Source organism: Nocardia blacklockiae, assembly GCF_015477355.1.
Taxonomy (GTDB): domain Bacteria; phylum Actinomycetota; class Actinomycetes; order Mycobacteriales; family Mycobacteriaceae; genus Nocardia; species Nocardia blacklockiae.
This window is the reverse complement of the sequence record NZ_JADLRJ010000024.1, coordinates 21,744-34,866: the sequence shown is the minus strand read 5'-3', so window position 1 is coordinate 34,866 and position 13,123 is coordinate 21,744. Positions and strand designations below refer to the sequence as shown.

General features: G+C 68.9%; 11 protein-coding genes. 4 read left to right on the top strand and 7 right to left on the bottom strand.

From position 1 onward, the window contains the following. Positions 1 to 197 precede the first annotated feature (197 nt). From IU476_RS35575 to IU476_RS35565, 3 genes are all read right to left on the bottom strand, one after another. Positions 198 to 737: a restriction endonuclease gene (locus IU476_RS35575; protein ID WP_195106749.1), complete on the bottom strand. Its 540-nt coding sequence runs from the start codon at positions 735 to 737 to the stop codon at positions 198 to 200. Further along, complete coding sequence (locus tag IU476_RS35570; RefSeq protein WP_195106748.1) at positions 730 to 1,686, bottom strand: hypothetical protein; 957 nt, start codon at positions 1,684 to 1,686, stop codon at positions 730 to 732. Before IU476_RS35570 ends, IU476_RS35575 begins: the two co-directional genes overlap by 8 nt. A 271-nt stretch (positions 1,687 to 1,957) precedes the next feature. After that, positions 1,958 to 2,938: an HNH endonuclease gene (locus IU476_RS35565; RefSeq protein ID WP_324194591.1), complete on the bottom strand. Its 981-nt coding sequence runs from the start codon at positions 2,936 to 2,938 to the stop codon at positions 1,958 to 1,960. A 606-nt stretch (positions 2,939 to 3,544) separates the two neighbouring features. Between IU476_RS35565 and IU476_RS35560 the strand changes: the two genes are divergently transcribed. The 4 genes from IU476_RS35560 (at position 3,545) to IU476_RS35545 (ending at position 7,235) form a co-directional block, all read left to right on the top strand. Continuing rightward, positions 3,545 to 4,126 (top strand): hypothetical protein, encoded by a 582-nt coding sequence (locus IU476_RS35560; protein ID WP_195106747.1) that lies wholly within the window; start codon positions 3,545 to 3,547, stop codon positions 4,124 to 4,126. Between the two features lie 127 nt (positions 4,127 to 4,253). After that, positions 4,254 to 5,027, top strand: coding sequence for a hypothetical protein (locus tag IU476_RS35555; RefSeq protein ID WP_195106746.1), 774 nt, complete (start codon positions 4,254 to 4,256; stop codon positions 5,025 to 5,027). Positions 5,028 to 5,113: 86 nt separating this feature from the next. Next, a complete protein-coding gene (locus tag IU476_RS35550) occupies positions 5,114 to 5,500 on the top strand; it encodes a restriction system modified-DNA reader domain-containing protein (protein WP_195106745.1) in 387 nt (128 codons plus the stop codon). A gap of 283 nt (positions 5,501 to 5,783) precedes the next feature. After that, positions 5,784 to 7,235, top strand: coding sequence for a cutinase family protein (locus tag IU476_RS35545; protein WP_195106744.1), 1,452 nt, complete (start codon positions 5,784 to 5,786; stop codon positions 7,233 to 7,235). Between the two features lie 418 nt (positions 7,236 to 7,653). Here IU476_RS35545 and IU476_RS35540 read toward each other — a convergent pair whose 3' ends face one another. The 4 genes from IU476_RS35540 to IU476_RS35525 form a co-directional block, all read right to left on the bottom strand. After that, positions 7,654 to 8,259: a hypothetical protein gene (locus IU476_RS35540; RefSeq protein WP_195106743.1), complete on the bottom strand. Its 606-nt coding sequence runs from the start codon at positions 8,257 to 8,259 to the stop codon at positions 7,654 to 7,656. A gap of 50 nt (positions 8,260 to 8,309) precedes the next feature. Next, positions 8,310 to 8,924, bottom strand: coding sequence for a hypothetical protein (locus IU476_RS35535; protein ID WP_195106742.1), 615 nt, complete (start codon positions 8,922 to 8,924; stop codon positions 8,310 to 8,312). Between the two features lie 108 nt (positions 8,925 to 9,032). Beyond that, positions 9,033 to 10,367, bottom strand: coding sequence for a hypothetical protein (locus IU476_RS35530; protein ID WP_195106741.1), 1,335 nt, complete (start codon positions 10,365 to 10,367; stop codon positions 9,033 to 9,035). A 736-nt stretch (positions 10,368 to 11,103) separates the two neighbouring features. Further along, entirely contained in the window at positions 11,104 to 13,116 is a 2,013-nt protein-coding gene (locus IU476_RS35525; protein ID WP_195106740.1) for a BTAD domain-containing putative transcriptional regulator, read from the bottom strand. Positions 13,117 to 13,123 lie beyond the last annotated feature (7 nt).

The following is a 13,123-nucleotide window of genomic DNA, read 5'->3' as shown; positions in this document are numbered from 1 at the left end:
CTTCGACACCGAAACCTACAAGCGGCGCAATGTCATCGAGCGTGCTTTCAACAGGGCCAAGCACTGGCGGGCGGTGGCCACGCGCTACGACAAGCTCGCAATCACTTACCGCGCCGGATTCGTCCTGACCCTGGTCGTCGAATGGCTCAAATTATTGGGAGACACGACCTAGGCGGCGAATGGTGATGCGACCGTGGTTATGCGAGGGTGAAAGTGCCGGCAGCGACGAGATCCAAGAGGCGTCTATGCAGAAGGACCACGACGTCCTTACTCGATGTCAGTGTCATCAAATCCTCAGTTGTGATGAGGATGATTCTGATGCGGTCGCTCAGGGCCAGGGCGGCGGATTGGAACGCCGCAGTCTGCTCGTGGGGGTCGCCGGTTACACCGTTCGCCGCGACCAGCACACCGAGAGTGCAACCGCGATGGCGGATCTTGGTGGCAAAAGTGTTGACGGCCGCGGAGTTGACAGGTTCGCTCCAGTTTTTGCACTCGACCAGGAAGATTTCGGGCAGCGCACGCAATCCGTCGTCGTCTCGGAAGTTCAGGACCGAGATGTCTACCTCTTCGGAGGCGAATCGGTTCAGGCTGTTCCGTTGAGTATCGCAACCCGGCACTGCTTGAAAGATGTGCTCTAAAGCGTCTTCATAGGCTTGGCCGCGCTGGTACGTCGAGTTGGTCGGATCGGCTGCCCGTCGCAGGTGCGCAGCCACGGTGACGCAGCTCAGTTCAACCACGGTAGGCTGCTCCGTGCACTACAGCATTTCGCATGGTAGCGAGCACGCTACTCAGTGGCCTTGCAGCCAACATCTCGATGAGGTCATTGGCTGACACCACGATGACACGGGATTCCGATTCCTTCGAAGGCTGCTGTGGCATCACCCCACCCAGGACGTGATAGATTAACAGACCAAAAGGTGCAGTTGTCCTTCGGACATGTTGCGCGAAGCGGTCTCTCGCATCAGCCAGCCCACGATTCGTCAGTGTGTCCCACACTTTCATTTGCACCAGCACCGGTCCACCAACGGCGAGCTGGTTCTCCGGGCCCAGCAATGCGAGATCTGCTCCCTCGTCGCGACTGACCGGTGTCGAGATCTGGGCATCTCCGCGGAGCAGGTCGGCCATCAGCCACTCGAAATCGCCACTGACACCCCCGCGTTCGGTATGTCGAAGCCCTCGCAGCGCTTCTTGTGCCTTTGCGGCTTGCTCACGTGAGAGAGTCGGGTTTCCAGCCCGGCCTTCGGCAGACCGAGGGACGCCCCGGCGGATCGCCCGCAGGAACTGTTTGAGATGGAGCTCCAGGGCCGGCCCGTTGTCGAGATCGGCTTCGACCCGGGTGAGACGGTCAAGGGCAAGCGGGACTGCGCGGCGAGGCTCGACTACGAGGATCACAGGGATCGCGCGCCCCAAAGCGACACCGATGTCTACGAACATAGCCGTCTCGACATTGGGAGCTTCGGGTTGACCGAGTATGGCGCAAACGAAGTCAATTGGTGGACTTACGTTTTGAGATGTCCAGTCGATATCGAGCCGGTTGAGTTCGACCAACTCGACGTCCAGCCGCTCCATCACCGGTCGGAGCTGTTCATCCTCGTCGTTGAGGTCGCCGACCAGCATGCACCGCGTACGGGATGCCTTGCTGCTTGAGGACCTCGGCCAGTTCACACCAATCGAGCGTTCAACCACGCTGGCACAGTAACTTGCGTCAACTATCTGGCAACAGACGGCTACCAAGGTCTGTCACATTCCTGACGCAGGCTGGCCGCGGCCACTAGCTACGTCACTGGTAACAGACAATTCGCCGGTGTAGCCACTTCGCGGCCGACCCGGAGGCGGTGGGGACAGTGCCAGCCGTGAACGAAACCTTGTCTATGCGAATGGTTTGACGGGCACAACGCTGACATCGAGTGTTGCAGTGCGGTATCGACGCCGCGACACGGTGGTCTCTGGTCGAGAATCACCTGGCTATGATCTTGTTCGACTTGGTGCGGTTACATCTCCAGCACAGGGTCTGCAGGTTGTCGGGCACGGTCAGGCCGCCCCTGGATACCGGCACGATGTGGTCTACCTCGAGCAGGAGGTGAGGCTCAGCTGCGATCGAGATAGAGCAGTTCCTACAGGTGTGGTTGTCACGCTCCTTGATTATCGCCCGAAGTTGTGAGGTCATCAGTGCCCGCTGGCCTGCCACGCTTTTGCGGAACTTGATCTTCTCCGACATCGTGGCGATCATCGCGTCGATCGTCTGTCGATCGAGAACGACAGTGGTGCGCTGTGAGCTGTTCCCACCAGCACTGACGTACTCGAACATGTAGACCGGGTAGGGCACGGTGATCGGCGACAACTCGACTCCGACGTGCTTCATGAACTTACTTGCGTAGTGCTTCATGATGAACTCGGGCGGGTTGACCGACTGCGTGATACTGGCCTCGCGCTGCGCGAGATTGGTGACGGCATCTTCGAGGCGAATGATGCCGTCCCCCAGGTTCTCTACGGCAGCCAAGTCGGTTTCGGTGGCTTTGATGTTGAAGTACTTCATGACGTACTTGATGGGGTCGGCGCTCGCGTTGCGTACAACCTGCAATGAGCAGTTGTGCACGAACGGCGTCTGATAGGTGGCGAGGTTGCGGTCGCGCCGGTACTTGTGACGGCTGGTGTTCTGGAACGTCGCCAGGTGCGCTTGCGCTCCGCTGGGCGACCCGCCGAGCGCGAATGTGCCTCGACTGCGTATCTCAGCGACGTACTGGGCAAGCTCGTTGTGCTCAGCGACGAACGAGGCGATCGCGGCCTTGTGGGCTAGAAACTCGTCGCTGGCGAAGTACCGCGTCATGCGGATATACCGGATCAGCAGCACCAGAACCCACGGCCCGAGCACGACGGCGGCGACCGCTGCGACCAATAGCCAGTTCGTGGCTGCCCACACGACGACCAACACGATCACCCCGACGACTATCATGCCTGCGATTACCTGCACCAGACCGCCCTCCCCGGAACGTGCTCGCTGCGAGCGTACGGAGACGGTAGCAGCAGCGCGCGACAAAGGAAGCAGGAAAGAGGATGTCCTGCGGTACGCGACAGTGTTCTTCGCCCGCGAACCGCCTCCGCCCAACAAATGGTGTTCCTGCCGGTTCGAGATCCGGCGCAAGGCAACCCCGGCGAACCTTTCAGTGAGAACCCGCGCAGGCGCTTGCGTAAATATTTGTGAGAGGCGCAAACCTCGGCGTATTCACGAGTCACCGAGTCCGCACATTCACGTCCATCAGCTGATCGAGCCATCTCGCAATCCGACAACGGCCGCCCTGACGCACACCAGAATCACACTCTGGCTATCGCGTTATGACGGCAGAGGATCGCCGTGCGATTCGTCCAGCTGCCGCACGGAAATAGAAGATGGTTGTCTTATTTGGATATCGGGGCTTGACATTCATAGGGTGACGAGCGTCCATGTATGTGGGTCCCGTAATTCGTCCCGAATTGCGGGGGCCGTCCCGGCCGGGACATGACAACCGCACATATCGAATCGCCCTATTCCGACGATGGAGATGTCATGTCCAAAAACGCACGACCGAAAAGCGACGCCAACGAAACCGCGCTACGCGCGGTGATGGCGGCCAATCCCGGGGCCACCGTCAGCGCGCTGGCCTACGACGCGGGGATGAGCGTGTCCACCGCCCGCGCCATCCTGGGGCGGATGGCCGACGACGGCACCGCCGTGCGCGTCACCGACCCCGACGCGCCCCGCGCCACCTACCGGTGGTCGCTGACCGACACCGCGACCGGCCGCCGATCGGGCCGCAGGAAGAAGACGAGCACCACGGCACCGGCCACCCCGCCCGCCACCCCGGCCAAGGGCTCCGACGACGCCAGCTCCCCCGCCGCCAATGGGGCGGGTGCGCTGGAGAAGCTGCCCTCGGGGGCGTTGCGGGGCATGGTCGAGGACCATCTGCGTGCCAATCCCGGCGAGTCGTTCAGCCCGACCGCTCTCAAGCGCGCGCTCGAGGAGGTCCACGCGCCCCGGCAGTTGTCGTCCGGCGCGATCAGCAACGCCCTCGAGAAGCTCACCAGCGACGGCATCGCCACCCGCACCAGCGATGCCCCGAAGAAGTGGGCGCTCGCCGCCGAGGCGTAGTGCCCCGGCACAGCGGCGGGCGTACGCCCGTCACCGAGTCCCGGGGCGCGCCCTCGAGCGGCACGGCCCCGGCTCGGCCGACCATCCCCGAAATCCGTCTTCGCACAACAGAAACGAGGCACATGCCATGGATCCATCAATCTCGGCTGAGCTGATCGCGCAATTGCGCACCGCCCGCGACCAGGCCGCCGACGCCCGCAATTTGCCGCGTGCGCTGGAGCTGGACAACGAGCTGGAATATCTTGCGCAGCGGGTGTATTCGCCCCGTCAGACCTGCGCGCGGTGCGGTAGCTGGGCCGATCACGTCCACGAACCGGCCACCGGGGACCGCATGCTGGCGGACGGCGACCCACCGGTCGACGACGAGGACATCGCCACAGCGGTGCAGGTGTTCGCGCTGGCGGCCACCGCTTTGCCGCATCACTGGGTCGAACGGGATTCGGGGGCAGACATTGCGGTCGATTTGGGCCCCTATCGGTATGTGGTGACCGTGTGCACCGGCGATTCGGCGATGCGCCCGCGTGCGTTCATCGCCGATTGTGTGCGCCGGGGCACCGGGGAGGGGCGGGTGTTCCCGGTCATCCATGCCACAGCCCGCACCACCGCCGCGATCATTGCCGCGTATCGCCACGCGCACCACATCGGGCTGGACCCGGCCCCGACCGCCGTGTCCGGACCGATCCCCGCCAACGATCCCGATGACCTGCTGGCGCGGTTCCGCGCCCGCCAGAACGAGATCGACGCGGAAATCGACGCCCACGACGGCAACCGCGACGCCGGTCACCACGACCGGCTCGCCGAGTTGCACCGCGACGCCAGCGAACTCATGGCCGCGCTGGACAACCAACTCAGCCTCGGGGGACCCCTGCCCCGACCATGGGCACGCGCCGCGACCGCATAAACCGACCGCACGAAGATGACCGCTCCCCGGCGGCGGGAACCCGCCGGGGGGCGGCCAATTCGAGGCTAACACCGAGGAGAAACCTCATGTACGAGAAGCTGACCGCCCGACTGGACGAGTCCTACACCGTGCTCGGCAGCGCTGAACGGATCACCCGGATCCGCGAGCACGTGTTCACCGTTGTGCCGCAAGCAGAATGCACGCACGACGTCGGCCAAACCATCTGCGACGAGTGTGCCGAAATGTGGCAGTTCGACTACGACTTCGCCGACCCGTTCCCGTTCCCTCGCACGGCCCACCGGTGGACCGTGCGCGATCTCATCGAGTCGGGGAAGGTCCACGCCGGGCAAACACTCACACTGGCCGACACCGACATTCGCGCAGTCATCACCGCGACCGGCGGGCTCATGCTGCCCGACGGCCGCGTGTTCGACAACCCGTCCGCCGCCGCGATCGCCGCGCTCGACCGATAACAACCGCCCACACACAGGGCAAATCAGCGCACACACCGCACCACCCCGCTGGGCCCCGGCAACAGACTCCACCCCGTTGCCGGGCCCAGCCCATATCCCACCCAGCACCGCGCCCGGAACCCCGGGCGCGGCGGGCCGTGTCCATTTCCGGCCCCCGAACCCGAGTCCTCAGACAGCGGAAACGCGCCCGGCGCTTCCGCGTCCGTCCCTCAACCCGTTCGGGAGGCCCCTCATGATCGGTTCACCGTTCCGCACCGCGCGACGCGATGCCTACCCTCGCCCCATGCTGCGGCGGCTGGCCGGTGCCGCCCTGTGCACGGCCGCCGTGCTGACCGCCAGCGCGTACGCCCTACCCGCCACGGCCCCCGCCGCACCCGTGCCGGGCTGCCCGAAATTCACCACGGTCCTGGTACCAGGGACATGGGAAAACCACCCCGACCCCGGCGCTGATCCTCGCCCCGGCACCGGCACCGATGCGGCCCGGCCCGTGCCCGCGACCATGCTCGCCCCCGTCGCCGATGCCCTGCGGGTCCGCTACGGCAGCGATCTCGCCGTCGCGACGGTGTCCTACTCCGCGTCGATTTCCCCGACCTATGCCGCCTCGGAATCCGCCGGCGAGCGCGCCCTCGCCGCGCTGTTGACGCAGTTGTGTTCGGCCACCCAGGTGCTCCTGGTCGGCTACTCGCAAGGGGCACAGGTCGCTGGAGACCTCGCTACCCGTATCGGGCACGGGCAAGGTCCGATACCGGCCTCGCGGGTCCTCGCGGTCGGCCTGGTCGCCGACCCGCGGCGCGCCTCGACCACACCACAGCTCGGCGAGTCGGCCGGCGGCGAAGGCGTCGCCGGACCTCGTACACAGGACTTCGGCGAGCTGAACGACCGGGCTCGGACCGTATGCGCCCGCGGCGATCTCTACTGCTCGGCCTCCCCGCACACCGACCCGGTCCTCACCACCCTCGGCCGTGCCTTCACCAGCGTCCCCGAACCCGCACCCGGCACGGACACCACGTCCGTCACACCGGCTCCGTTCGCTGTCGGCGGCAACGGCCTGAGCGGCCTGGGTGGATTGGATGCCTCCACGCTGACCCGGCAGGTGCTCAACGTGCTGGCCGGGATGACCTCGTTCGCGGCGAACCTGCCCGCGATCGGAGCCGGTCTCGCCGCACTGCCAGGCCGTCTGGCCGCCCTCGACATCGAAGGCACCCACCAGCTCGCCGGTGACCTCAACATTCAGTTTCGGCCGCTGGTCGCCATGGCCGCCCAGGTCGACCTCCGCCTGGTCGCGCGGATCTTGACCGTGCTCGCCCCGGTCGACACCAGCGGTGTCACCGGCGCGGCAGCACAGATCGTGCAGGTTCTCGCCGGGGTCGACATCGCCCGCGTCGCTGCCGACCTCGGTGCCGCCCAGGAGACCGCCTGGGCCGCGGCACAGAAACTCAGCCTCGGAGACGTCCTCGGCGCCGGGGCCGCACTTACCGGCCTGATCCCCGTCGCCGCCGACCTCGCCGCGATCGCGGCGAACGCGCTCACCGGAACCACCGCCGCACCCCTGACAGCACTCACCCCCGCGAGCACTGCCACCGGCGGCGGCACGAGTGCCGGGATGACCGACCTCGCCCGGCAAGGAACCGACGCAGCACAGTTCTTCGCCTCCGGTGTTCACCAGACCGGATACTCGGCCGGGCTACAGGCCCTCGTCACGTGGCTGAGCAGTCGCATCGACGACGCCGAGTAGCCCCGCCGAGTTCGGCGCGCGGTCCCGGCAAATAAGCACCGGCCCACGGGTAACGGCCCCGTCGTCACGTCCGGCCACATGCCGCGCACCCGGAGCGCGCCAGTTGCCAGCGCCCGGGGCGCGGGGCGCGATCACGCGGTGGCGGGCGGTGCCGTACCAGGGGTGACGGCGGTCGCCGGGTGCGTTGTGCCCGGCGCAGGGGCCACCCCGGGCCATCGTCGGCGGCCCGCATTCCCGCACCACGCGCCCCCAGGGCGGGACGGGCGGCCCCGGTCCCGGGACATCGCGGCACCACGGGCCGGGCCGACACAGCGGCGGACGCCAACGCACCCCCGTGCCGAGGATCGGCACGGGGGTGCGTCGCGTCATTGGTGGCCGGGCGCGGCGGTCGGTGCCGTGGCCCGGTGGCGGTGCGGGGTTACGTTCGTGCGTGCGGGGTGAGGTACCGGCGCGCGTCGGTGATCGCGGTGGCCGCGCGGGCGTTGGCGTACACCACCGGCAGCCACACCGGCCCGCCCCCGGGCACGTTGAGGCGGTAGTCCTCGATGTACGGCCGGGTCGCGTGTCGGTCGGCCGGTACGCGGATGTCGAGGTGCATCGGTCGCAGTGCCACGGTGACCCGGTGCGAACCGTCGGGCAGTTCCTGCCACTGGTCGCGCGGGGCTACCGAGGCCAGCGCGAAGGCTTGCGCGGCGATGTCCGCTGTGGTGGCGATGTCGGCGCGGGTGTAGGCGGGGAGCCACTGGCCGCCGATGCGCATGGTTTCGCCGGTGAGCGGGTCGTGGACGTGGTCGGCCCACGTGCGGCAGGCCCGGCACGTGCGGCGACCCGCATCGTGCCGCGTCTGCCCGTCCCGGTCCTCGAGCGCGTCGTCGGCGGCCAGCGCGCCCGCCAGGTCCTCGGACTCGGTGGCGGCGTCGCGGGCGTCGCGCAATTGGTCCCACTCGAGCGGCTCGAGGTACGCGGGGACCGGGTCGTGGTCGTGGTCGTGCCCGGGGTGATTGCGGTGTGCGTTGCTGTTCATAGTTGTTGCCTCGCTTCCTGTTTCGATATGTGAGGGCCGTTTGGTGTGGCTTACCGGGAGTCCGGTTCGCGGGCGGGTTTGCAGGGTGTGGGCAGGCTGCGGTGGTAGGCGTCGCGGATCGCGAGGGCGCGTGCGTCGAGCCAGACCCACAGCGCTGGCACGTATTCGCGCTGCCCGTACCGGGTGCGGTCCACGATGAACACCGCCCCACAGGACGGGCCCTCGGTGTGGTCGGCCAGGTAGAGCGTGGAGGTCGTTCCCGCGTAGTCGATTTCGGTCGTTGCGCCCCCGGGGCACGGGGTCCACTCGGTGGCGTTGGCGGCGCGATCGAACGCGATCAGCGCGGTGCGGATGTCACGGGCGCGCATATGCCCGTCCTGCCCGCCGACTGTCGCCCACTGGTCCGGGCTGGGGTGGTGGGCGTGGTCGGCCCACCACCGGCACCGGCCGCAGGTGCGGCGGTCGCCGGGGTCCATCCCGTAGTACCGCACCAACAGGTCGTCATAGGCCAGCGCGGTTTCCAGGTCATCGACGGCGCAGGCGTAGGTCCGGTCGGCGGTCAAGGTGTCGCGGGGTTCGCGGCGTTTGCGGGCCGCGATCACATCGCGCGGGCGCATGTAGCGCGCGCCCCCGCCGGTCGGTTCGGGGTACATCCGAGATGTCATGTCAGTTACTCCAATTCCCTTGTATTAGTGGGCATTTCGTCACCTACCCACCGGGTGCCCTGGCGTGGGAACCCGGTGGCGTCGGCCGCTGTGGCGCGGCGGGCGGGGTCAGGCGGCGCGGGCGTCGGTGGCGGCCGGGGCGGTCCGGGCGCGGCGGGCACGCGCGGGCGTGGTGGCCGGGGCCGGGCCGGTCTCGATCGTGTGGTCAGCGTCCGAGGACCGTTGGGCCGCAGTGGGTTTCGTGGACTTGCGGGCGATGCTCGCCTTGGCTGGGGTGTCCGGCGTGGCGGTGGTGGTGGCCTTGCCCTTGCCCGTGGTGGCCGGGTTGCGCTTGGCCGCTGTGGATTTGGTCGACTTGCGGGCGGTGCCGGACTTGGCCGGGGCGGTGTCCGTGGCGGGTGTGCGGGCCGCGCGGCGCGTGGTCGGCGCGGGCGCGTCCTCGGCCGGTGCGGCGGTCGCAGAGTTCTGTCCGGTGGTGGCCTTGTCCTTGCCGGTGGCGTTGCGCTTGGCCGCAGCGGGTTTCGTTGTCTTGCGGGCCGGGCCGGACTTGGCCGGGGCGGCGTCGGTGGCGGGCGCGGTGGCCGTGCGGGCGCGGCGCGTGGGTACGGCGGCCTTGGACGGGGTTTCGGTCGGGGCGGTGGCAGTGGGCGCGGCCGGGGCGCGCTTGGTGGCGGGTTTCGTGGCCTTGCGCGCGGCGCTCGGCGTGGCCGGGGCGGGGTCGGCGGCGGGCGTGGTGTCGGCCGCTGCGGCGGCGGGTTCGGGCGTGGCGGGTTCGGGCGTGGCGGCGGCCGGTGCGGGATCGGCCGCATTCGCGGGGGCGGCGGCCGGGGGCGGGGTGCTGGGTGCGGGCGTGACGGGTGGGCGGTGGCTGGTGGTCACGGGCCGGGCGGGCGTGGCCGCGACGACGGCGCGGGCGCGCTGGGGGCGCGGCGCGGTGGTGTGGCGGGGACGCCGGGCCGTGCCGGGCGTGAGGATGGCGAGGGCGCGGCGGCCGAGCGCGGAAGCGACAGCGGCGACGGCGATCAGCAGCGCGACGGCGGCCCGGCCGAATACGGCGGCGGCACGGCACAGGGCGGCGGTGGCCTCGGCCGGGCTAGGGGCGGGCGCGGCCGGGGCGGTGACCGTCAGGGTGCGGGGGCGCGGCTGCGGGGTGCGGGGGCGCGCGAGTACCGGGTACGCCGGGGGCGTGGCGGCGGCCTTGGTGGCGGGCGTGGCGCGGTAGCGGCGCGGACTGTGCTGGGTTTGTTCGGCGTGGCCGGTGGCGGTCAGCCGTTCCAGGGCGTTGCCGATCGCACCGGCCGACCGGCCGAGAACGGTCGCGATCTGGCGGGGGCCGAATTCAGTGCCGGGGTGTTCGGCCAGCACGTGCGCGACCATGGCGCGCAATTCGCCGTTGCCGAGGCGGGCGGGGGCGGTGGCCGTCCCGTAGGTGTATGCGGTCATTTCGATAACTCCTGTCGGAAATTGGTTGCGTCGCACGATCGGCGGAATGCCGAATTCGTCGCGGCACCCCGGGGTTTCGAATTCATCATTTCCCCGTTGGGTACCGGTCGAAGCTAGCTCGTCACGTCACGCGAATTCAACCCAGATCAGCGAAAAAACCCGGAAAATAGGGCAGAAATGCCGAAATTATGGCAATTTTTCGGACGCGGCAAGCGCGGCGAATCGTCCCATTTCCGGGGAAATGAATTGCATTTCGACACAGGGCGGCGACACAGCACGACAGTGTGCTCGCGCGGAGAGCGACCGAGCGAGGAACCCGGGAACGCCAGGCAGTGGAGCCGGTGGGCGCGGGAGCCCGGAGGGGTCGGGCCGCACCCTGCCCCCGACGTGAGTAGTTGTGTTGGTTTCCATACAGCCTGGGCGAGGACAGAGGCTGCCATAGGCCGCCGACCTGCCGAGACAGTCCGGAGAGGGTGGGCCGTTCTCAAGCGGCCCCCGTATCGGCCCACCTAACGGCCCCCGTATCGGCCCCCGTATCGGCACCACCTGGACGAGGACGGTCTCGCCTCGTCGGAGCGAGGACCACCGCGCGGTCTGTGAGCACGCGCTCGACATCGAATCCACCTTTCCGCGGCCGAGTCCGGAATATCGTCGAAAGGTCCGGAGGCGGCTATTCATTCGAATTCTCGGGTCGTGCGCCGCCGAACATATTCCGGACCAAGTCTTTTTGTCAGCCTTAGTCCATATAGGTATCGCGGTGGCGGGGTTCACGGTCGCGGAGGGCCTTGGCGATGTCGAGTGTGTGTTGTGTCGGGATATCTCCGATGGATTCGAGGCAGCGTTTGAGTAACTCGACGGTCGGTTTGATGACGGCGCGTTCGCCCAGGCGGGCGTGCAGGCGCAGAATGTCTTGGTAGATCGGCTCGTTGGTCGGATCGATGATCATGGCTGTTTCCAGCAGTGCGAGGGTTTGATCGGGGTCGGTGCCGATCAACATCGAACAGAGTTTCCCGAGCGCTTTGAGGCGATCCCGGCGGGCGTGTTCGCGGATCGGGGCAATCCAGTCCGCGGTGAGTTCCTCGCCCAGGATGCCGTCGGCCGCGCCCAGGATCGCGCGGCAGGCCCGCTCCTGCTCGGTTCGCCCGGTGGCGGCGCGCAGCGCCTTCACGGCGGTGTCGAACGCGACGTAGTCCACGTCCCAGACGCCGGGGGCGAGCCGGTAGCGAGAGGTGTCGCTGGCGATGAATTCGGTGTCGGTGTCGGCAACGGCGGTGCTGATGGCCTTGCGCAGCCGGGACACGACGGTGTTGAGGGTGTTGGCGGGGCGGCGCGAGGTGTGCTCGGGCCACAGCGCGTCGATCACCGCGTCGCGGGTGGCCCCGGCCGGATGCACCGCGAGCAGGATCAGCAGTTCCCGCTCCCGGCGCCGCAAGGACCGGGTGATCTCCACCGTGCCGGACCCGTCGCGAGAGTGCCACAGGACCTTCAGGGGCCCGAACACCTCGACCGACAGCACCGGCGCGGGTGGCCTCGGCGCAGTCACCTGCGGCTCGGGCGTGCCTGTGGCGGCGCCGGGGACCGCGGCCTCGGGCGGGCCCGGCGCGGTCGCGGTCGCCTCCGTGCCTGCGGTAGGTGGCGGGCCGGCGAGTGCGCGGTCCCCTCCGGCCGCGCGCGCAGCGGCGTGCGGTGTCCTCGGCCGCGGCGGTGCAGGCTTTCCGGGAGCAGCCTCGGGTGCGGCGCGGGTGCCGTTGCTCGCGTGGCCGGTGCCGTGGAGGGAACTGTGCGGTGGTGTCCGGGATGGCGTCGGGCGGGGCGGGGCCTGTGGGCCCGGGTCGGGGCGCGGGGTGAGGCCGGCGGGGAGGTCGATGCCGTAGATCCTGGGCCGGGCCGCGCGGTAGCCGGGCAGACGGACACGACGCCGCGCGCCCGGACGGGCGTACTGGTGGCCTGTGGCGGCTGCTGGGGGTTCAGGGGAGGCTGGGCGGAGGTGGGATTCGACGACGGCGACGACGGTCCGGGCGGCGGACAGGAGCCGGTTGCGGCGGATCCGGAGCGTGCGGTGAACGATCGCCGTGGCCGATGCCGGGTGGTACGGCAGGCGGGCCATCACGGGCAGTGCCAGGGCAGTCTCGTAGTCGCTGCCGGGGCGGGAGTCGATGAGCAGGATCCCGCGCAAGGGGCCGGGGTCGGTGAGGGCGAGGAGCCGACGCCGGGCCTCGTACGGGTCGTGCAGGCCGGGATGGACGACGAGCAGACGCGCGTCCGCGCGGGCAAGAATCGAGGCAGTCACCGACCCCGGCTCAGGAGCCCCGCAGTCGACGATCACCGTGACACCGCTGCCTTGCCAGCTCGGGACGTCCCGGGTGGGCTGGTCGCGGGAGGTGCCGGTGAGCATCGCGGTCGTCCAGGCCGCGCGCGGGCCCGGGTCGGGGCCGGGTGTCGAGGCGAGGTAGGCGACGCCGCCGGGCAACTGTTGCAGGTGCTCGGTCAGCGCCGACGCGGCGCGATCGCCCGCAGCGGCGGCGCGGGCCATGCTCGCCAGACCCCGGTGCGGGTTGGCTCCCCTCGCCTCGGCGAGATGCCCGCCCGCTGGGTTCGCCTCGACCACGACGGCGAGTTCGGGTCCGGGCCAGGCCCGCGCGAGCGCGACCGCGGTAGTGGTGACTCCCGATCCGGGCCCGGCACCGGCCACCGCGATCAGCAGTCCACGGCCATCCGTGCGGGCGAAATACGCTGCGGCCGAAGACATCACACCA